At 59.0% G+C, this 20,098-nt stretch carries 17 protein-coding genes and 4 pseudogenes; 3 read left to right on the top strand and 18 right to left on the bottom strand.

Annotated elements, in window-relative coordinates:
- Positions 1–32 precede the first annotated feature (32 nt).
- On the bottom strand, positions 33–1,295 hold the full coding sequence (locus E1J61_RS04590) for an adenylate/guanylate cyclase domain-containing protein (protein WP_133092926.1): 1,263 nt from the start codon (positions 1,293–1,295) through the stop codon (positions 33–35).
- Between the two features lie 273 nt (positions 1,296–1,568).
- On the opposite strand from E1J61_RS04590, the pseudogene E1J61_RS38115 reads away from it, so the two are divergent.
- Positions 1,569–1,735: pseudogene (locus E1J61_RS38115) on the top strand (type II toxin-antitoxin system VapB family antitoxin).
- Positions 1,736–1,760: 25 nt separating this feature from the next.
- On the opposite strand, the gene E1J61_RS04585 reads toward E1J61_RS38115, so the two are convergent.
- The 12 genes and pseudogenes from E1J61_RS04585 to E1J61_RS04530 all read right to left on the bottom strand — a co-directional run bounded on the left by E1J61_RS04585 (position 1,761) and on the right by E1J61_RS04530 (position 10,045).
- Entirely contained in the window at positions 1,761–2,189 is a 429-nt protein-coding gene (locus E1J61_RS04585) for a hypothetical protein (protein WP_133092925.1), read from the bottom strand.
- A gap of 61 nt (positions 2,190–2,250) precedes the next feature.
- Positions 2,251–2,539: pseudogene (locus E1J61_RS04580) on the bottom strand (tyrosine-type recombinase/integrase); the annotation flags it as partial.
- A 57-nt stretch (positions 2,540–2,596) separates the two neighbouring features.
- Positions 2,597–3,502: pseudogene (locus E1J61_RS04575) on the bottom strand (Hsp70 family protein); the annotation flags it as partial.
- A pseudogene (locus E1J61_RS04570) lies at positions 3,501–4,151 on the bottom strand (TCP-1/cpn60 chaperonin family protein); the annotation flags it as partial. The pseudogenes E1J61_RS04575 and E1J61_RS04570, both read right to left, overlap by 2 nt.
- Before the next feature lie 41 nt (positions 4,152–4,192).
- A complete protein-coding gene (locus E1J61_RS04565; protein ID WP_133092924.1) occupies positions 4,193–4,480 on the bottom strand; it encodes a co-chaperone GroES in 288 nt (95 codons plus the stop codon).
- Between the two features lie 148 nt (positions 4,481–4,628).
- A complete protein-coding gene (locus E1J61_RS04560; RefSeq protein WP_133092923.1) occupies positions 4,629–5,009 on the bottom strand; it encodes a hypothetical protein in 381 nt (126 codons plus the stop codon).
- A gap of 98 nt (positions 5,010–5,107) precedes the next feature.
- Positions 5,108–5,272 (bottom strand): Hsp20/alpha crystallin family protein, encoded by a 165-nt coding sequence (locus tag E1J61_RS04555; protein WP_243736773.1) that lies wholly within the window; start codon positions 5,270–5,272, stop codon positions 5,108–5,110.
- A gap of 1 nt (position 5,273) precedes the next feature.
- A complete protein-coding gene (locus E1J61_RS04550) occupies positions 5,274–5,681 on the bottom strand; it encodes an Hsp20/alpha crystallin family protein (protein ID WP_133092922.1) in 408 nt (135 codons plus the stop codon).
- Positions 5,682–5,696: 15 nt separating this feature from the next.
- Positions 5,697–6,137 (bottom strand): Hsp20/alpha crystallin family protein, encoded by a 441-nt coding sequence (locus E1J61_RS04545; protein ID WP_133092921.1) that lies wholly within the window; start codon positions 6,135–6,137, stop codon positions 5,697–5,699.
- A 536-nt stretch (positions 6,138–6,673) separates the two neighbouring features.
- The gene (locus E1J61_RS04540; protein WP_133092920.1) at positions 6,674–7,645 is read right to left on the bottom strand and encodes a threonine/serine dehydratase; all 972 of its coding nucleotides are present in this window, start codon (positions 7,643–7,645) and stop codon (positions 6,674–6,676) included.
- 34 nt (positions 7,646–7,679) lie between these two features.
- Positions 7,680–8,672: an ornithine cyclodeaminase family protein gene (locus E1J61_RS04535; protein ID WP_133092919.1), complete on the bottom strand. Its 993-nt coding sequence runs from the start codon at positions 8,670–8,672 to the stop codon at positions 7,680–7,682.
- Between the two features lie 95 nt (positions 8,673–8,767).
- Positions 8,768–10,045 carry an FAD-binding oxidoreductase gene (locus E1J61_RS04530; RefSeq protein ID WP_133092918.1) on the bottom strand — a complete coding sequence of 426 codons (1,278 nt, stop codon included), beginning with the start codon at positions 10,043–10,045 and terminating at the stop codon, positions 8,768–8,770.
- Between the two features lie 350 nt (positions 10,046–10,395).
- Between E1J61_RS04530 and E1J61_RS04525 the strand changes: the two genes are divergently transcribed.
- Positions 10,396–11,316: a LysR family transcriptional regulator gene (locus E1J61_RS04525; RefSeq protein WP_133092917.1), complete on the top strand. Its 921-nt coding sequence runs from the start codon at positions 10,396–10,398 to the stop codon at positions 11,314–11,316.
- Positions 11,317–11,456: 140 nt separating this feature from the next.
- On the opposite strand, the gene E1J61_RS04520 is transcribed toward E1J61_RS04525, so the two are convergent.
- From E1J61_RS04520 to E1J61_RS04505, 4 genes are read right to left on the bottom strand one after another with little or no spacing between them, the layout of a single operon-like run.
- On the bottom strand, positions 11,457–11,960 hold the full coding sequence (locus tag E1J61_RS04520) for an Lrp/AsnC family transcriptional regulator (RefSeq protein ID WP_133092916.1): 504 nt from the start codon (positions 11,958–11,960) through the stop codon (positions 11,457–11,459).
- 27 nt (positions 11,961–11,987) lie between these two features.
- Complete coding sequence (locus tag E1J61_RS04515) at positions 11,988–13,343, bottom strand: aspartate aminotransferase family protein (protein WP_133092915.1); 1,356 nt, start codon at positions 13,341–13,343, stop codon at positions 11,988–11,990.
- 4 nt (positions 13,344–13,347) lie between these two features.
- Positions 13,348–14,403 carry a phosphotransferase gene (locus E1J61_RS04510; protein WP_133092914.1) on the bottom strand — a complete coding sequence of 352 codons (1,056 nt, stop codon included), beginning with the start codon at positions 14,401–14,403 and terminating at the stop codon, positions 13,348–13,350.
- An 8-nt stretch (positions 14,404–14,411) separates the two neighbouring features.
- Positions 14,412–15,107: a haloacid dehalogenase type II gene (locus E1J61_RS04505; RefSeq protein ID WP_133093005.1), complete on the bottom strand. Its 696-nt coding sequence runs from the start codon at positions 15,105–15,107 to the stop codon at positions 14,412–14,414.
- A gap of 385 nt (positions 15,108–15,492) precedes the next feature.
- Here E1J61_RS04505 and E1J61_RS04500 point away from each other — a divergent pair, with 385 nt between their 5' ends.
- Positions 15,493–18,906, top strand: a complete 3,414-nt coding sequence (locus E1J61_RS04500) for an adenylate/guanylate cyclase domain-containing protein (RefSeq protein WP_133092913.1) — start codon at positions 15,493–15,495, stop codon at positions 18,904–18,906.
- Between the two features lie 17 nt (positions 18,907–18,923).
- Here the strand turns inward: E1J61_RS04500 and E1J61_RS04495 are convergent, their stop codons facing one another.
- Positions 18,924–20,033, bottom strand: coding sequence for a tartrate dehydrogenase (locus E1J61_RS04495; RefSeq protein WP_133092912.1), 1,110 nt, complete (start codon positions 20,031–20,033; stop codon positions 18,924–18,926).
- Positions 20,034–20,098: the final 65 nt, after the last annotated feature.

Below are 20,098 nucleotides of genomic sequence, written 5' to 3'. Positions count from 1 at the left end.
GGAGTGAGAGCTCTCTTGCCTTTCGACTTACCTCACCTCACCATCGCCCCAGCCCGGCAAGCCGGGTTGCGGCCCGTCAGGAACCACGTTTGCAGCGTGCCGATCCCTTTCGCCTCGATTGCGCCGCGCTCTTCGAACAGGAACGAGTCGCCCAGCAGGCGCCTGGTCGCGTCGGTGACCTGCACCCGTCCGGCCACGCCGTGGGACTCCATCCGGCTTGCGATGTTGACGGCGGCACCCCACAAGTCGTAGATGAACTTGCGCTTGCCGATGACACCGGCGACCACTGGTCCGCTATGGATGCCAATGCGCATCTGCAGGTCGAAGCCGGTGCGCTGGTTGAAGTGCATGAAGGCCTCTGTCATGTCCAACGCCATCTGCGCAGCCCGCACCGCGTGATCAGGTGCCGGCTCCGGCAGCCCCGCGGCCGCCATATAGGCGTCGCCGATGGTTTTGATCTTCTCGAGGCCGCGGAGGTCGGCAACGGTGTCAAACTCGGTAAAGATCTCATTGAGGACGGCCACCAGCTGCTCGGGGCTCATGCCCGACGAAAACCGCGTGAAGGCCACGATGTCCGCAAAGAGGACCGTCACGTCCGGAAAGCTGTCGGCGATGAGTTCCGGATCGCCGCTGGCGACAAGATCTGGACGCGCTTTCAGCCGTTCAGCGATCGAGCAGGGCAGCAGATTGAGCAACAGCCGCTCCGACAATTTCTGCTCGGCCTGAAGCCTGTCGTAGAGGCTCTGGAGTTCGTCGTGCTGGCGGCGGATCAATTCCCAGCTTGCCTGCAGTTCCTCATTCTTCCGCGCCAGCACGGCTTCTGCGTGCTTCTTCTCGGTGATGTTGCGTCCTTCCGGGAGCAGGAATACAACGTTTCCGTTCGAATCCCTGATTGGCAGCAGCGAGAAGTCGACAATGATCGTCTCCTCGCTCTCGCTCTCGCCCTTGACGTAGTTTTCGAAGTCGCAACGGACAAATTCGCCCTGGCTTGCGCGTTGGATCATTTCTCGCAGCAACGCTTGGGTCTCTGGTGAGCCCACCCACCAGCGTGCCTCCCAAAACGGCTTCCCTCGAATGTCGTCCATCCTTATGCCAATCGCCTCGAGCGCGGCACGATTGATTTCGAGCATCGTGCCGTGCGCATCCAGCAGGCCCACGAACTGGTACATCGCGTCCAGCATGATGCGCGCGAGCTTGTCCCGCTGGGTCCGGAAATCGTCGCTCACAGAAAGCGTGACATCTCGCACCCGGAGTTCCATGGGGGTGAAGAAATGCCGTCGGTGAATGGTAGCCATACTTCACCTCTTGCGCCTCGGGCACCGCGACGAGCGCGAGCCCGTTTTCGTCCAGACCGTGACTACCTTGAACCATAGTTTGTCGGCGGTCCCCATGGAAAGCCAGCTAGGGGCTTCAAAACAGCAGAGTCAAGCGTTGTGCGAAAGGCACCTGACCGTGGTCAGTTCACGTTCCGAGGCGGACTACCGCAAAGTCCAATATGCCGCTTTGATCATATTGGTGGGCTGAAAAGCGGAAGGCTCGGAAAGGCTGGGAAGGTTTGGTAAGACGACCTGATCGCCAAGGCTCAAGCCTATAGGGCCTGGAGGAGAAAACGGCACTCGTGCGCGAGGCACTAAAGGCCTTGATCCAGCGTGAAGCTGCGAAACGACTCGCGAATCTTGGCGGTAGCCAACCGGGCATCAAGGGGGCGCCGCGTCGCCGGCAGGACATCGAATGATTCTTTCGGCATGTCTAAGCGGCGCCTACGACTCCAGAACCTCCAGCCCGTTTTCGGCACACCATTGCCTCAGAGCTCTTTCGACACAGTCGGCTTCAAAGGAATACCAGATCTCGAGAATGCCTTCGCGCTCCGCCAGATCCTTAAAGCGCGCGTAAGCCCCTGGCCGTCGGAAGAATTCTTCAACCTGATCGTAACGCTCAGGCAATTCTTGGGCGACAAACTGGAGGGCGAGACGTCTTCCAAGACCGAGCTCGGTCTTATGCGGTATTGCAACGTAGCGGTCCGAAGTTTCAATGTCGTCAGGAATCTCCTCGTCGAAGTCGTCATTGAATTCAGATGTCCAATAGATTTTGCCGGTATCGAGTGAGACATAGGCGTTGTGCGCCGTCGGCGCCGCGCAGCTAACGAACTCGAAGGACATGGAAAGATCGTCGTATTTGACTGCGACCATGCCTGTACTCCAATGGGTTGCGAGTTGAACGGGCCCAGGGATATCCGGCGACAGCTGGTCTTCACAAAAGGGCCCATGCACGATGGTAGCCGCTCGTCGTCGACAGCGAGCTGTGCCCAAAGTTGTCGCGCACAAAGCGCAGGTCAACCTGCCGGTCGGTCATGTGCGAGCCGGCGGTGTGACGCGGCCAGTGCGCCGAGGCGCTGGCCAGCACGGCGGCTTGCGGTTCCCATTCCGGCCCGCGCGCCCGCAGGCGCGCCGTGGCCATGCCGAACACCTCTTTGAGGATCAGGTGCAGCGCACCGCGCGACAGCGCTCTCGTCGCTTCCAATCACGGGCAGCACCAGCCGTGAAGTGTAATAAGAGCGGTCCGTCGGGCGACGCCAGGGGTTGAGAACGAAGCTCTATTACTGCTTGGCGCCCGCTTCTTTGAATTCCACATCCTCCACGTCCTTGTCACTCTTTTCGGCGCTCGCGTCTTTCGCGTCTGCGGCGCGACCGGAGCCAGTGTCCGGCTGAACCTGATCGTCCGCATAGATCTTTTCGCCGAGTTTCAGCGAGGCCGTGGCCAGGGCCTGCGCCTTGGCGTCGATCTCGGCCTTGTCGGAGGTCTTCAGTGCCGCCTCAAGGTCCTTGATTGCGGATTCGATCTTCTCCTTCTCGTCCGCGTCCAGCTTCTCGCCGTATTCGGTCAGCGCCTTGCGCGAACTGTGTGCCAGCGCGTCGCCGTGGTTGCGCGCATCGACCAACTCCCGCTGTCGACGGTCTTCGTCAGCATGAGCCTCGGCGTCCTTTACCATGTGCTGGATCTCGCCTTCAGACAGGCCGGAGTTGGCTTTGATGGTGATCCGGTTCTCCTTGCCAGTAGCCTTGTCCTGCGCCGACACGTGCAGGATGCCATTGGCGTCGATGTCAAACGTCACCTCGATCTGCGGCATGCCGCGCGGCGCCGGTGCAATGCCCTCCAGGTTGAACTCGCCCAGCATCTTGTTGCCCGTAACAATCTCGCGTTCGCCTTGGTAGACCTTGATGGTCACCGCCGCCTGGTTGTCGTCGGCCGTAGAAAAGATCTGAGAAAACTTGGTCGGGATGGTGGTGTTCTTGGTGATCATCTTGCTCATCACGCCACCGAGGGTCTCGATTCCCAGCGAAAGCGGCGTGACGTCAAGCAGCAGCACGTCCTTGCGATCACCGGCGAGCACCGCGCCCTGGATCGCCGCCCCCACCGCCACCGCTTCGTCGGGGTTGACGTCCTTGCGCGGCTCGCGGCCGAAGAACGCTCTGACTTTCTCCTGCACTCTGGGCATACGGGTCTTCGAGCATGACGGATTGCTTCTCGGGCTGGTTGATGAAGTACGAGGCCAGATAACCGCGATCGCACTGCATGCCTTCGACGACCTCCAGCTCGCTCTCCAGCGACTTGCCGTCTTCGATCGTGATGGCCCCGTCCTTGCCGACCTTGGCCATCGCGTCAGCGATGATCTTGCCGATCGCCTCATCAGCGTTGGCGGAGATCGCGCCGATCTGGCCGATCTCCTTGCTCGTAGTGCAGGGCCGGCTCAGCTTGCGCAGCGCCTCGACGACCGCGCTCACCGCCAGGTCCATGCCGCGCTTCAGATCAATCGGATTCAGGCCCGCCACCACGTCCTTCATGCCCGCCTGAACCATCGCCTGGGCCAGCACGGTGGCGGTCGTGGTGCCGTCGCCGGCCACGTCGGATGTCTTGGCCGCAACCTGCTTGACCAACTGGGCCCCCATGTTCTCGAACTTGTCGCGCAGCTCGATTTCCTTGGCGACCGACACCCCATCCTTGGTGATCAGCGGGGGCCCGAACGATCGTTCGAGGACCACATTGCGCTCCTTGGGGCCGAGCGTGACCTTGACGGCGTTGGCCAGCAGGTTGACTCCCGCCACGACGCGGCGGCGCGCGGACTCCTGAAATTGGATCTCCTTGGCTGGCATGATGAGACTCCTCGCGAGACGCCAGTCTTCTGTTCCTTCCTCTATTCAACGACGCACAGAATATCCTCGTCACGCATCACCAGTACCTCCTCGCCTTCAAGCTTGACGGCGGTGCCCGCATACTTGCCAAATAGCACGCGCTCGCCAACCTTCACGCTCGGCGCGCTGACATGGCCGTCGCCCAGGCGCTTGCCGGGGCCGACAGCCAGGGCTTCGCCCTGGTCCGGCTTTTCGGCGGCGGTATCGGGGATGACAATACCGCTGGCCGTCTTGTGTTCTGCGTCCAAGCGTTTGACGATGACGCGATCGTGTAGTGGACGGATGTTCATAGCCTTGCTCCTCGTCCCATCACTGTGATCATGAGCTTGTCCGTCCGATCGGGTCGTGTCCGGGCGGCCGTTCAGGGCATTCACGTGTCAACGCCGGCGTCTGGATTCAAGCCACAAGCATTATTGGCCAGGAACCGATCCTGGCGCTTCACTGAATGGCCGGCACGGTGCCGAGCTTCTCTGCCAGCATTCGCTCATATACGCCAAAATGCACATCCACCTCTGCCTGACTGACGACCACAACGTCAATCGTGATCTGCTCGGGCGCTAAGCCGAACATCGTGGCCAGTGCCACTTCCAGGTGGGGGGCCGCCACTCTGTCCTTTTCGAACGTCGTGCCGATGCTGATCACGTAAGCATCGCCTTGCGCCGTGACGTCGACCAAACGGGCCCGCGCGCTGAGGTTGTTATCGATCGCGACTGTGACCAACTCCGCTACGCGCCGCGTCCGCTCGGTAGGAAAGCCGCGCGTGCACTTGAGCCGCACCCGATGCCTGCCTAGCGTCACCCACTCAGAATCGAATTCCATCGAAGTCTCCATCTCGGGAAGTGTTTGCCGCGAAAATAGAGGCCAGTCCTGCGATTTCACGCGAATCTATTCCCTTGACGCAGCTCGTCATCTTCCGCTCACTTCACCTCGATCTTCTTCACCGTAGATTGTGACGAGCCGGTCTTGGGTAGACGCAGCGTCAATACGCCTCTGTCGAACTTCGCATCGATGTGATCGAGGTCGATGCCATTGGGTACTGCGGTGGCGCCCTTGCAGACGCCACCGGTACCCTGCGGCGGCAACTCACGCCACGTTGACTGCAATGCGGCGCGGACGCGCTTCGTCGCGACGCGGGATCGTCAGCTTGAGCACGCCGTCCTGCAGGTTCGCCTCGATCTTCGACGCGTCAAGGTCGGCACTTAGCGAGAAAGCGCGGGCGAAGTGAGGCTGCCGAATCTCCGCGTGTTGCACCCGCAGGCCTTGGGGCATTGGCACGACCGCTTCCGCCTCGATATGGAGGTTGCCGTCGTGGACATTCACCTCAAGCTTGTCCTTGGTCACACCCGGAAGATCGGCCCAGAGGGTGACGCCGTAGCTGTCCTCGACGATGTCGACCGCGGGAAGCAGGGTCATCGTCGACGTGGACCTGTCCTCCTGGCCTTTTGTCACCGCGTTCTGGTTGCGCTCAGTCACTTGGGTAGTCTCGTTCATGGCATTCTCCTCACGTTACTGGACCGTGATCGCCCGGGGCTTTGAGGCTTCGCGCTTGCCGACACTGATAGACAGGCAGCCGTTGGCATAGCGCGCCTGGACTTTGTCGGGGTCGGCGCTCTGTGGCAATTCGACCACACGCCGGAACGTGCCTGTGAATCGCTCTTGCGCGTACAGCCGGACCTCCGGATCATCCTCCGCTTGCGCCGCTTCGCGCTCGCCGCTGATGGTCAGCAAGCCCTTGTCGATCGACACCTCGAATTTGTCTGGCTTGAGCCCCGGTGCGAACGCGACAATCTCGATGGAATCGTCCGTGGCGCCGATATTGACGGGGGGAAATGCCCCGAAACGGCCGGAGCGGATGCTGGATGGGAACCCGCCGAACAAACTCGCCATCTGCCTCTGCATGCGGTCGAGTTCGCTGAAAAGGTCGGTCCCAAAGAATAGATCACTCATGGTCGTATCCTCCTTCGATGCAGCGAGGAGGCGAAGGGGCATACGCGCTCCCATCCACCTGCCAAGCTGCTGGCAAACAAACAGAAACACGCAGCGCGCAACGGTCGCGACTGCCTGAGCGAAAATAAAATAGTAATTGGCCACCCAAATTTCAAGGGGGCCAGCTTGCGCCGTTCCGCGAAAGGACATCGGCTGCCCCGGTCACGGTTGGGCAGATTCCCTTACATTGCATCACCGGGGTTGCTTCCGTTACACGCGCCACATCCATGTGCCGCATGGAGCGCATTTGCCGCGCCGCCTGGCGTTGGGGTAAGGGCCGTACCTGGCGCTTGCTTTCGCAATCACGCCTTTGACGCAGCCATGGAGCTTTACTCGCTTCTATGTACCCGCGGCTTTCGACGCCGGTTACAAGCCGGTCGGCGACGCCGGCGTGCTTTGGCATTCGAGAGCGCGCACAACAGCTAAGCCCCCCGATGGTTGAAAATTTTCCTTCCTACCACCTAGCATAATTAATAATAATTCATGAGCGACCAATTTCACTCAGTAAATTTGTATATCTGGGATAAATCGCCTAAGTCCCAGTTGCCTCCAGTCAAAACCACGCAAACTTTCTCATGCGGTTTAAATTGAATGTTGCCGCCCAACAAAGCCCCGATACCAATCGAAGCAGCGGGCTCAGCAATCAATTTTGCATCTTTTGCAAGCATGCGCATGCCGGCAACTATAAGTTCGTCTTCTACCAGAACGATCTCGTCCACATATTTTTCAATAATGGGATATGGATTCTGGCCCGGGACACTTATCCTTAGTCCGTCCGCAATAGTATTTTTTAAAGGAAGTGATGTGCGCTCTTTATTCTTTCTGCTGTAAAAATACTTTGGCGTTAGGGCAGGCTCCGCGCCTATGACGCGCACTGATGGGGCGGTTTCTTTGATGGCGGTAGCGATTCCTGAAATGAGGCCTCCGCCACCCATGGGAACAATTACCGTGTCTACCTCTTCCAGATCCTCCAATATTTCACAGCCGATTGTTCCTTGGCCGGCCATTACCAGAGGGTCCTCAAAAGCGTGGACAACTGCATAGTTGCATTCTTCAGCAATTTCATAAACCCGCTTCCATCTGGCAGCCGTATCGCCATCGAAAAGAATAACTTCGGCCCCTAAGGCTTTTGTGTTGGCAATTTTAATTTTCGGTGTGGTAACCGGAAGTACCAGTATCGATTTAACGCCAAGCATCCTTGCGGCATAGGCAAGCCCCTGGGCATGATTGCCCGACGATGTGGCGATGATGCCGTTGGCTATCTCATCTTTCGTTAACGATAGTGACTTGTTCAGTGCACCTCGAATTTTAAAGGCTCCAGTAATTTGCAGCATCTCTGGTTTCAGATATACCTGATAGCCAAAAGCGGTTTCGATCTTTTCCGCACGCAGTAACGGCGTATGTCTGATGAAGGGCTTCAGCCGCTCTTGGGCGTCTCGAATGTCATGAATGGTAGGGTGGTCGAACATGGTACTTATTGATTTTCCGCGTTTAATAACTATCTTACTCAAAGAACTCAAAAAAAGTCCCGGTCTGGCTTTCTATTGCATTTTGATAGATCTTTGTTGAGGTAGTATTGTCCTGCACGGCCATTCCCGTCGAGTCGAAAATCGTGATCTCTTGATCGTTTTCTCTTCCCGGCTTTCTGCCCAACAATATCTCGCCAATTTCCCCGTGAATATCGTCCTTGGTGATAATATTGCTATTCAGCGGGTGCCATGTTTCTCCTTTTTCGATGCATTGCTCAATTGAATCATTGACTATTTTTGCATTTCTGAATAGCTCTGGATCCAGTTCCTGCTTGCCTTGTTGATCTGTGCCGATCGCAACAATGTGTGTGCCCGGTTTTACCCAGTCAGCTTCCACCAACGATCCTTTACCGCGGGTCGTGGTAATCAGAATATCAGCCTGCTTAACAGCTTCTTTTTTGGAATCTGCCATCACTACAGGAATGCCGAGTTCGGTCTCAATATCAGTTTTATATTTAGATAGCGTATCCGGGTTGCTGTCCCATGCATGGATCACTTCAACGTCCATGATCTCTTTGATGGCGCGAATTTGCATCCTCGCCTGATTTCCTGTGCCAATAGAGGTGATGCTTTTCGCGTTCTTTCTTGCCAATACTTTCACGGAAACAGCGCCGGACGCGCCGGTTCTGAGGCCGGTGATCAGGCTGCCCTCCATAACGCAAATCAACGCACAGCTTCTCGCATCAAATAGAAGAATAGTCCCCATTCCGCTGGGAACGCCGTGAGATTCCGGGTTGTTAATGAAACCTCCAGAAGATGCCTTCATGGAGATGATTTCGTTGGATTTGCAATACCCAAGCTTGAAATCGATTTCGCCGCCAGGTGGCGGGAGGTGTATTCCGATATAACCTGGTTGAACTACCTGATTGCCGCTAAAGGCCCTGTATGCTTCTTCCACAGTACCTATGACTTCCCTCATGCAAATCAGTCTGCTTACTTCCTCTTTCTTAAGCAGCAGTGTTTTCATTTACTTCATCTCCATTATTTTCGATCGTCATATCGGTGCGGACGTCGGCAAAGAATAATCGTCTTCCGTTAGCAAAAGCTGACGAGCAGCTGAATTCATTGCAGCCCGTCCTTGAGGCGATACCATGCACCCACCAGGGGCAAAAACCATGGTTTTCCAAAGTGTCCGGGGATGGCGGGCCAGTCGAAGTCTTTCCAAGGGTTGAGATCGGCGCGTCCGTCCATGATCTCCGCCATCAGCGTGCCCATCAGGGTGGCCATCTGGGTGCCGTGGCCGCTATAGCCCATCGAATAGTAGACACCGTCTCGCTGGCCCGCGCGAGGCAAGCGATTGGCCGTCATGTCTACCATGCCGCCCCAGCAATAGTCGATCCGTACGTCGGTCAGTTCGGGATACACGGTTGCCATTTGCTGGCGCAAGATCAGTCCGCTTTTCTCGTCCGAACTGAGGTTCGACGTCGCGAAGCGTGCACGACCGCCAAATAACATGCGGTTATCGGGGGTGACACGAAAGAAGTTGACGAAATTCTTGGTGTCAGTGGCCATCCGGCGGGTTGGTAGCAGCCGGTCTAGCAGTTCGTGCGGCAAGGGTTCGGTGACGATGAGGAAGGCCCCAACCGGCACGATCCTACGCCGGATCCAGCCGAGCGGTCCTATCTGGGAGATACCGCTCGCCAGCAGCACCTGCGGCGCGCATATTTCCCCCCGCGGCGTTCTGACCACGTATCCGCACCGAGATCCTCTCTGCAAACCTAAAACCGGGGTACGCTCCAGAATGTACGCTCCGCGAGATTCCGCAGCCTTCGCGAGACCGCGAACATAGCGACCGACGTGCATCCCAGCACTCTTTTCGAAGATCAACCCGCCGTGATAGTGGTTCGAGCCGATTTCGTCGCAAAGCTCCGCCTTTGTCAAAAGGCGCGTATCAGGGTCGACGCTCGCTGCGAGCAACGCCTGGCTTCGCGCGAGCTTGTCGTAGTGCTCGGGCTTTGCTGCGAGTTTGAGCTTACCCGTGCGGACGAAATCGCAATCGATTGACTCTTCCCTGACCAGCCGCTCGACCGTATCGACGCCCGCGTCGAAGGCCAGGTATAGCCGGTTGGCCAGTTCGGTGCCGATCCGCTGCGAGAGTGAAGCATAATCTTGCGCAAAGCCGTTATTGCACATGCCGCCATTTCGTCCCGACGCCGCATGACCAACGGTCTCCGCTTCGCATACCATGACGCGTGCGCCTTTCTTGGCAAGCGCCAATGCCGCAGCGGTACCCGTTATGCCCGCGCCAACCACTACCACGTCGCAACTTCCATCCGGCACGTCAGGCGATCTGCTGACGAACGGCTCGGAGGTGTCCAGCCAGTAAGAACTAAAATGCATTAGAGACTCCCCGGCGGACTTGTAATTGTCGCAGGCTCAACACGATCCGTTCCGTTGCTCGGTTCAGCCTGGGTGGGGGCGCTAAACTCGCGGACTAGCCAGAGCGCGCCGACCGGCGTTTCATCGCACGTCAGGATTATCGGCCCTCTTAAGCTTGTGTGGCTGAAAACTCAATTAAGCCACCGTTAAGTCAAGCTTAACGGTCTGCATGGTGTGAGGCACCTCCAGCGTAGGAAGAGTCTTTCGCAGGAATGGTCCCTTGCCTGCTCACGCGGTGCCATAGAAAAAAGAACGCCATCCTGTTTAATATGGAACGAAACCCTTCGTTAAAGGTCGTTAAAGGTCCATCAATGCTTGAAGTGGAAGACTTGCGCATGCTGTGTGCGCTGGGCTCGTCACAATCGCTCGCCGCGGCGTCGAGACTGTTAAATCTGACTCCCCCTGCTGTTACGGTGCGTCTTCAGCGGATAGAAGAACGGATGGGGTTTCGCCTCGTCATTCGCGCCGCCAGAGGTATTTCACTCACCACCGAAGGCCAGCAGCTTGTTCAGGAAGCGATTGAAATCCTGGAGCGAATCGAGTCGATTCCCTCACGCGTCGCGGGCGATAACAGCGGTGTGAGCGGCCATTTGCGCGTTGTGGCGCCCTTCGGGTTTGGTCGCGTCTATGTCGCGCCGCTGGTTCGTGATTTGCATCGCTCGCACCCAAATCTTGCGATTTCCCTCATCCTGGCGGAAAGCCCACTCGCGGCAGCCTCGGGCGCCGACGCGGTCGTGTCGATCGGCAACGTCAAGGGGTCTTCCTGGATAGGTCATTACCTCGCCCCGAACGACCGGTTCCTGTGCGCGAGTCCGGCCCTTGCCCTTCGGCTGTCGAAACTCGATCATCCATCCCAACTCACACAGTACGAATTTCTGACATTGCGCGAGAACGACGAATACGTCACCCGCCTGCGTTTCACTCAACAGGAAACTGGGGCAAAGCGTGGGCGCAAAGTCGTTACGATCCGGCTGGATAGCACATTATCGTCAAACGACGGCACCGTGGTCAGGGACTGGGCGATGGACGGCCTGGGCATTGTGGAGCGCTCGGAATGGGATGCCGCACCGTTGATCGCCGAGGGTAAGCTGAAGCGACTGTTGCCCGCTTGGCGGCTAGAACCTGCGCCAGTGATGGCCCTGACGCCGACGCGTCAGGGCTTAACAGTCCGCCAACGCGTGTTTCTCGATGCGGCCAAGCGGGCCTTCAGCCCTGCACCTTGGCGCAAATGACGTCACGTTTTAATCAACAGAAGACCGCAAGCGCCTCCTAAAGTTGGCGGTCCTGGTAGGGAGTGTCGCCAACTACGCATCGCGCCGGCGACCACTACGTCGGCACCAGCGCGAGATTTTTATGGGCAGTGCGGATTTCATTAATCCCAGTCCGGCCTTCCGGTTGCAATAATTCGCAGCGGATACCCCCGTTGCTCAAGCGGCTTGCGCAATACGATCCGGCTGGAAAATTTTTCGATCCCGATATCGTCTTTCAACAACTGCTCCATGAGCGCCTGAAAATAAGCGATATTAGGTGCGATGACTTTCAGAAGGTAATCGTAACCGCCACTGACGTTGTAGCATTCGACGATTTCGTGGTACTTCCCAACCCCTGCTTCAAATTTGCGGAAGTCTTGGGGCCGATGGCTGCTGATAGTGACCTCGGAAAACACGATTACGTGGCTGCCCAGCTTCTCCAGTGCGACCTCCGCACGGTAGCCACGGATAACGCCGGTCTCCTGAAGCCGTTTCGTGCGGAGAAGACATGGGCTTTCACTGAGGCCAATGGCTGCGGCCAGGTCGACATTCGAACAGCGTCCCTCGCGCTGAAGATGCACAAGAATCTTGATGTCAAACTGGTCGAGGGAAGCTGAAGCTCGCATGAGTCGATACTACCGTCAGTGTCGGCCCTAGTTACCTCCGTTTTGCCGATTGCACTGTGTTAGCGCTTCGTCGAGCGTTTCGATGACGATGCCGGCTTGTTCCGAGGATAGCACCAGTGGCGGTCGAATCTTGAGAACATTGTGCCCCATCGCACAGGCGCTGAGCAAGACTCCCTTGTCGCGCATTCGATTGACTACCCGGGTGGTGAGCTCGCGATCGGGCGTTCGCGATGCGCGGTCCGAGACAAGTTCCACACCGACGAACAGGCCCACGCCACGCACGTCACCAATGGCCTCGTGTCGGCTGGCGAGATCGGCGATGCCGTTACGCAGGATGTTGCCTACGCTGGCGGCATGCTGCACCAGGCTTTCCTTCTCGATCGTATCCAAGACTGCCAGCGCAGCCGCACACGATACGGTATTGCCGGCGAATGTGTTGAAGTATCTTGAGTTCTTTCCGAATTCTGCCAGCGCGTCAGCGGTGGCCAGCAGTCCCGCGACAGGTTGTCCATTGCCCATCGGCTTGCCGAGGGTGACGATGTCGGGGATGACACGGTGACGCTGAAAGCCCCACATATGCTCGCCGGTCCGGCCGAAGCCTGGCTGGACCTCGTCGGCGATGAAAAGGCCGCCAGCCCGCTTGATCGCGTCGACCGCGCCCTTCAAAAAGCCCGCTGGTTCAGGAAGGATGCCGTCGCTCGTGAACAGGGAATCGACAATCAGTGCCGCAGGCTTGATGCCGTGACGCCGAAGATCGGCGATCGCCGCCTCGACATCGCGCGTGAAGCGTTCTGAGAGGTCAGCACCCTCAGCATGATAGAGACGCGGTGCTGGAACCAGGCGAACGTGGGCGCCGAGATCGACTGTCACGCCGAGTGATGGCGAGAATTGCGACACTGCGTCGGTAAAGCCATGATAGGCGGTTTCGGTCACGATCACGCCCGTGCCACCGGTGCGCACCTTTGCGATGCGATAGGCAAGGTCGTTTGCCTCGCTGCCCGTGCAGGTCAACATGAGATGGGCAAGGTTAGTCTCAGGCACGCTCGCGAGCAGGCGTTCGGCGAGCTCAAGAATCGTGTCGTGCAGATAGCGGGTGTTGGTCGCCAGCGTCTGCACTTGCCTGCATATCGCCTCGGTCACCGCGGGGTGACAATGTCCAAGTGACGCGACGTTGTTGTAAACGTCGAGGTAACGGCGACCTTCCGGATCGATCAGCCACACGCCTTCGCCGCGCACGATGTGAAGCGGATGCTCGTACATCAGCCTATATGCCGGGCCGAGCAATGCATCGCGCCGATCGATCATCGCCGCAGTGACAGGTCCCACGTTGGCACGTCCGGGGATATAGGCGTTGACCATGTTGAGGTCAGTGGTACTTTTCATTCACTTATCCTTTTCGTACTTCGGTTAGTAGTCGGTCGCGCGCCTCATTGCGGGAAAGAGCGGCCATCTGAGAGAGCGCTTCCCATGCTGCGGGATTGTGGCGCATGATGTAGGCCCGGTTCTCGGGGTAGCGCGCGGCGCGCCATTCCGAAATCAGCGCTGTGATCAGGTGGCGTGTCGCCATGAGATCAGTGATGATCTCTTGCTCGATTTCGGTAAGCGGCAGCGTCGCGTGATAGGCCCCGACGAACTGCGCAGGCCCCTCGAACGGATCGGCGTTGCCAGTCATATGAAAGGCCGCCGCTGTAGCGACCTCGCCGACCAGCGGCGCATACAGCATGTCGCCGAAGTCGATAATCCCCAATATGCGTTCATGATCGTCGGGTGCGACCAGAACGTTGTAGAGATGGTAGTCGTTGTGGATTACCTGCGCCCTCACCGAGGCGAGTCGCGGCAGGACATGGTCGGTGAAGCGCGACATGAACGACTCAGCGAGCGCGCGACGCGGGGCGTCCACGATGCCATCGAGCTTGGCTGTCAGCCGGTGCGCCGCCGAAACATTCCAGAGCAGATTGTGCATCGCGGAAGGATGCGTGAAATCGCGCAACGCGAGGTTTAGCTTGGCGAGCACTGTCCCCATGGCCCGACGCTGTGCGGCGGTCCGGGGAGTCTCCCGAATCTGGACGCCGTCGAGATAGGTAAGCATCCGCACGGTGGTTTGAAGCCCATCGGCCAATGCCACAGTGTCGCGCGTACGTCCGCTAAGCGTCCGCACGACTCGGGGCACTGGCTGGTCGGGCGATACACGCGCGATGTGTTCCAGCGCAGCGATCTGGAAATCGACCACTGAAACCGGCTCGGATGGATTGCTGATCTTGACAACGTAACGAGTGCCGTCCGCCGTCTCTATGCAACAATTCTGGTCTCGTTCACCGGCCAATGATTTGACACTGCCATCGATACCGTAGAGACGATTGACCAAGGCTCCCACTTCGTCTAGAACAAGGCTGGGCGCCGCTGTGCTCAACGCCGCTGCCGTAATCGGGCGATTCTCCGGCATCCTGCGTCTCATTTCACCATCGCGGTGGGAAGCAGGCATTCAAGTCCAAGCAAACCGGGAAGTTGGCGAACATCGGTCAACCTGTTGACACCATAGCTATCGGAGGTGGGCTCGTGGCCCCGATCGATGAACGCTTTGGCCATGAATCCCAGATCGGACGCCGTCATGAGGTCATAACGAAAGCTCGACGAGACGTGCATCATCTGGTCTGGTCCGCAACCGAGTTGATCGAACATATATTCGAACATCTGGGCCCGCGGTTTGTAGGCGCCTGCTTCCTCGGCGGTGTAAACGGCGTGGAAGGGCGCCTTGAGGTGCGCGACGCTATGCGGAATCAAATCGACCATCGAATTCGAGAGAATCACCAGCGGGATGTGCGGAGCAATTGCCTCAAGCACCTCAACTACGTTCGGATGGGGCTGCCAAGTTGGGACCGCGTCGTACAAGGCGACCGCATCAGATGAGCGATATTCAACGCCGTGTGCCTGGCACGCCCGTTGAATGGAATTTTCAATAACGTCAAAGAAAGGTTTCCACTCGCCTAATACTTCATCGAGGCGGTAAAATCGGAAGCTGTCAAGAAATGCCTGCATCCGATCAGTCGGAACGCGATCTTCGAAAATCTTCTTGGCTGTCGGCCCCATTTCGAAGTTAATGAGAGTACCGTAACAATCGAAGCTGATGAATTTCGGTTTGTATATCATTTGGGTGATTCTCTGCAGGTGGACAAGTACAAATAAGTTTATTGGTATCAGTGCTAAGGAGATGCTTTTTTGCGGAGAGAACCAGGCAGTTTCCACTTGAATCTCGAGCACGCCTGATATTTCCTACGTCGACCGTTCAGATCTAACTTTGTCGGGCGGCTCATTAAGGCAGGGCCTGAGGACAGGGGCATATTGAGTCTCTTGCGACACTGCGAGACCGGCGCAAACATGTCATGCCGCGAACGAAGGCCGCTCGCGCAGCAGCCCAGTTCCCTTGGTGGTTTTCTGCACAGCTTCCAATCTCCCGATCAGCCTCTGGAAACTTGCGAGACGCCTGTCCTGTGGTCTCTAATGACTGTTGTCGGGCCAGGTGGTCAGAGGGGATATGCGCTGCATCAAGTGCGGATTCGATAACCCCGCAGGCGGGCGCTTCTGCGAGGCGTGCGGAGAGAGCCTTGCGCGAATCTGCCCGCAATGCGGCCATGAGTCGGGGGCCGCGGCGAAATTCTGCGGCCTTTGCGGGGTGCTGCTGCCTGACGGCCCCACCGGTCAGCACCGTGGGGCTGCGCCCGCTTTCTATACGCCGGCGCACCTGGCCGAGCGCATTCTCGCCGAACAGGCGGCGATGGAAGCAAGGGGGCAAACCGCTGGCGAACGCAAGACCATTACCGCGCTGTTTGCGGATATCGCCGGCTCGACGGCATTGATTCAGGACCTGGATCCCGAGGATGCCCGCGGATTGATCGACCCCGTCGTGGCCATGATGATGGAGGCGGTTCACCACTATGAGGGATACGTTGCCAAATCGCTTGGCGATGGCATCCTGGCGCTTTTTGGTGCGCCCATCGCGCATGAGGACCACCCCATTCGAGCGCTCTACGCAGCACTCCGGATGCAGGCTGCGATACGCCGTCATAATGAAAAGACGCCTGTAGCGAGGGGCATGCAGCTGCGGATCCGGGTTGGCGTCCATACCGGCGAAGTGGTAGTGCGGGCGATCCGGAAGGATGATCTGCGCACTGACTACGATCCGGTGGGCCACACCATCCATATCGCGTCACGGATGGAAGGCATTGCAATGCCCTCATCGATCACTGTCAGCGAAGCCACGCATCGGCTGACGGAGGGCTACTTTGAGTTTCGTACCCTCGGGACGGCATCGGTAAAGGGTATTCAGCAACCGCTTGCCGTTTACCAAGTTGTTGGCCCCGGCATGTTGCGCACGCGGCTGCAAGTCGCGGCGCATCGCGGGTTGTCGCGTTTTGTCGGCCGCCAGGCTGAATTGCAGTGCATGCAGGAGGCGCTGGAGTCGGCAAGGCTTGGCCAGGGACGTGTCCTTGGCGTATCAGGCGAGGCAGGCGTCGGCAAGTCGCGCCTGTTTCACGAATTCCGGACGCGTGCGCAACAGGGCTGCAAGGTGCTCGAAACCTTCTCGGTCTCGCATGGCAAGGCGTTTCCCTATCTGCCATTGATCGACCTGATCAGGGCGTACTTCGATATTGCCGCCCAGGATGACGACCGTCAGATTCGCGAGAAGATCACTGCCAGGCTGATCGCGATCGCCTGTGCCCCGGACGACGTTCTTCCCTATCTGCTCTATCTGCTTGGTATCAAGGATCCGGCGTCGACGCTTCCGATGATGGAGGCTTCGGTGCGGCGCCAACGAACTTTCGATGCGCTGGTACGGCTGCTTGTGCGCGAGAGCGAGATCCAGCCGCTGATGGTGCTGTTCGATGATCTTCAATGGCTCGACAGTGAATCAGAGGCCTTTCTCGGTATCCTGGCTGATCATGTGCCCCGGGCAAGCATGCTGCTGCTCGTCAATTACCGCCCCGAATACGCGCATGACGGGGGCATGCAATGCCACGTCAAGCTGAAGCTGGAGCCCCTGGGCCAGGCCGATGCGCAAGGCTTCCTTAGCGCGATGTTGGGTGACCATCCTTCGCTCGAGCCACTGAAGCGCGAAATCCAGTTGAAGACCGAAGGCAATCCCTTCTTCATGGAGGAGGTCGTCACAACCCTCATCGAGGAGAACGTCCTGCACGGAGAACGGGGTAACTTCCGGCTGGACGACCGTGTCGTGTCACTGCATATGCCTACCACCGTGCAAGGCGTGCTTGCCGCCCGCATCGACCGCCTGCCGCCGGCTCAAAAGGAATTGCTGCAGACGCTCGCTATCATCGGCAAGGAATTTGCCTTGAGCCTGGTCCGGCACGTCACGGCGCTGGCGGACAGTGCTCTCCATGCGATGCTCGCCGATCTTCAGGCCGGAGATTTCATTTACGAGCGCCCGGCGTTTCCGGAGGTGGAGTACGTGTTCAAGCACGCGCTGACGCAGGAGGTTGCCGCCAGTTCGCTGCTGAGTGACAGGCGCAGCGCGCTGCACGAGCGCACCGCCCAAGCCCTGGAAACGCTGTTCCCCGGCAGCCTGATGGATTACTGCAGCGAACTGGCACACCACTACAGCCGAAGTGGCAATACCCGCAAGGCGATCGAATACCTCGGTCTTGCCGGGCAGCACGCCGCGCAGCATTCCGCGCAGCGCGAGGCAATGCGCCATCTCAATGCGGCGCTCGACTTGCTTAAGACGCTGCCAGAGAACCCCGAGCGCGCACGTGACGAACTGGGCCTGCTGCTGAACCTCGGCATTGCATGCATCACGGCACGGGGCCATGGGGCACCGGAAGTCGAGACAATCTACACGCGGGCGCTGACTTTGTGCGAGCAAGGAGCGGAGACGCCGCAGCGTTTTTCCGCCCAATTGGGGCTCTGGTCCTTCTATCTGTTGCGCGGCAAGCTCTTGACGGCACAATCCCTGGCTGAAGGCCTGCACCAACTCGCCGAAGACAGTGGAGACTCGGAGCAGCGGGCGGAGGCGCAGCGCGTGCTGGGCGTTACACGGTTCCGGCGCGGCGATATCCGAATGGCCCGTACATACCTGGAGCAAGCGCTGGCGCTGCACCGTCCCGACCAGCACGCCTATGGCCACCTGCTGCGCTACGCGCGGAACCCGGCGGTCCACATGCGCAGCTCGCTGAGCTGGGTGCTCTGGTACCTCGGCCTGCCGCAGCAAGCTCTGAACCGAAGCGAGGAGGCGCTCGCGCTGGCACGCCGGGCCGCCGATCCGTTCGGCCTGGCCGTGAGCCTCATCTTCGCGGCCGAGCTGCACCAGCGCCGTTGTGATGCGCAACGTGTGCTGGAGTGCGCGAAGGCGGCTATCGCACTATCAGAAGAGCATGGGTTCCAGCTGTACCGAAGCTGGGGATCGATACTGCGTGGTTGGGCACTGGCCGCAACGGGCAAGGCTGAAGCAGGGATTGACCTGATGCGCCGCGGCTTCGATGATCTGGAGGACGCCGGCGCGGTATTGGGACGGCCCTCACTGCTGGGACTGCTGGCGGATGCGTATCGACGCTCCGCGCAAGACGAGCCTGCGCTGCGTGTGCTGGCCGAGGCCCTGGCCCTGGCAGGGCACACCGGAGAACGCTTTGACGAGCCCGCGCTGCTCCGGCTCAAGGGCGAGGTCCTGGTGCAGAAGAGGGGTCCGCGAGGTGCTTCGTCATCCAAGGCAGACCGCGAAGCCGAGGCGTGTTTCACCACGGCGATGGAACTGGCCCGTGGGGAGGGTGCCAGTTCCATCGAGCTTCGATGTGCGATAAGCCTTGCCGAGCTTTGGCATCGTCAGGGCAAGGACGACGCGGCGCGGCTGTTGCTGGCGCGCGTGAGCGGCCTCTGCACGGAGGACACGGATTCCGCTGACCGGCATCGGGAAAGACAATTGCGTGAAGAGTTGTCCTGAGGCCGGCTACGCGAGCCCTATGCCTGCCCGGTCAGGCCGATGCGTTCCACGACGCTGGCAATGGCTTCACCCATCTCGGTGGTGGAGGCATTACCGCCCAGGTCTGCAGTGCGAGGGCCGTGAATCAGGACGTGCTCGATGGCAGCAAGAATGGCGTCGTGCGCTTTCCTTCCGGCATCGTTGTCCGTGTCGAGGAAGTCGAGCATCATGGCGCCTGACCAGATCATGCCGATGGGGTTGGCAATGTTCTTGCCATAGATATCGGGGGCCGAGCCATGCACCGGCTCGAACAGCGAAGGGAACGTGCGCTCGGGATTCAGGTTGGCCGAAGGCGCCAGTCCCAGCGTACCGGTGCAGGCCGGACCCAGGTCGGACAGGATATCGCCAAACAGGTTGGACGCCACCACCACATCGAAGCGCTGCGGCTGCAACACGAAGCGGGCGCACAGGATGTCGATGTGCTGCTTTTCCCAGCCGACATCCGGATATTCGTCCGCGATGGCGGATGCCCGGCGGTCCCACCACGGCATGCTGATGGCAATGCCGTTGCTCTTGGTCGCCACGGTAACGCGCTTGCGCGGCCGCTGACGGGCCAGGTCGAATGCGAAGCGCAGCGCGCGGTCCGTCCCATGCCGTGAGAAGACGGACTGCTGCATGACGACTTCGCGTTCGGTACCTTCATACATCACGCCGCCGACCGACGAGTATTCGCCCTCGGTATTCTCGCGCACGATGATCGTGTCGATATCGCCCGGCTTCCTGCCGGCCAGTGGGCACGGTACGCCCTCGAACAGGCGGGCGGGGCGCAGGTTGATGTACTGGTCGAACTCGCGGCGGAACTTCAGCAGCGAGCCCCATAACGAGATATGGTCCGGCACGATATCGGGCCAGCCCACTGCGCCGAAGTAGATGGCATCCATGCCCGCCAGTTGCGCTTTCCAGTCATCCGGCAGCATCTTTCCGGTGGCCGCGTAGTAATCACAACTTGCCCACTCGACATGGGTGAAGTTCAGGTCAATGCCAAAGCGGCTTGCGGCGGCACGGAGTACGCGCAAGCCTTCTGGCATGACTTCCTTGCCAATGCCATCGCCCGGGATCACGGCGATATTGTATGTCTGGGTCGTCATGACGAGTCCTGTGAAGTAACGAAACAGCGCCATGGTCGCTACCAGGGCCGCGAGTAGTGACCGAA

Source organism: Cupriavidus sp. L7L (assembly GCF_004353535.1).
Taxonomy (GTDB): Bacteria; Pseudomonadota; Gammaproteobacteria; order Burkholderiales; family Burkholderiaceae; genus Cupriavidus; species Cupriavidus oxalaticus_A.
The sequence above is the reverse complement of the archived record's forward strand: the minus strand, read 5'-3'. Positions and strand labels throughout refer to the sequence as shown.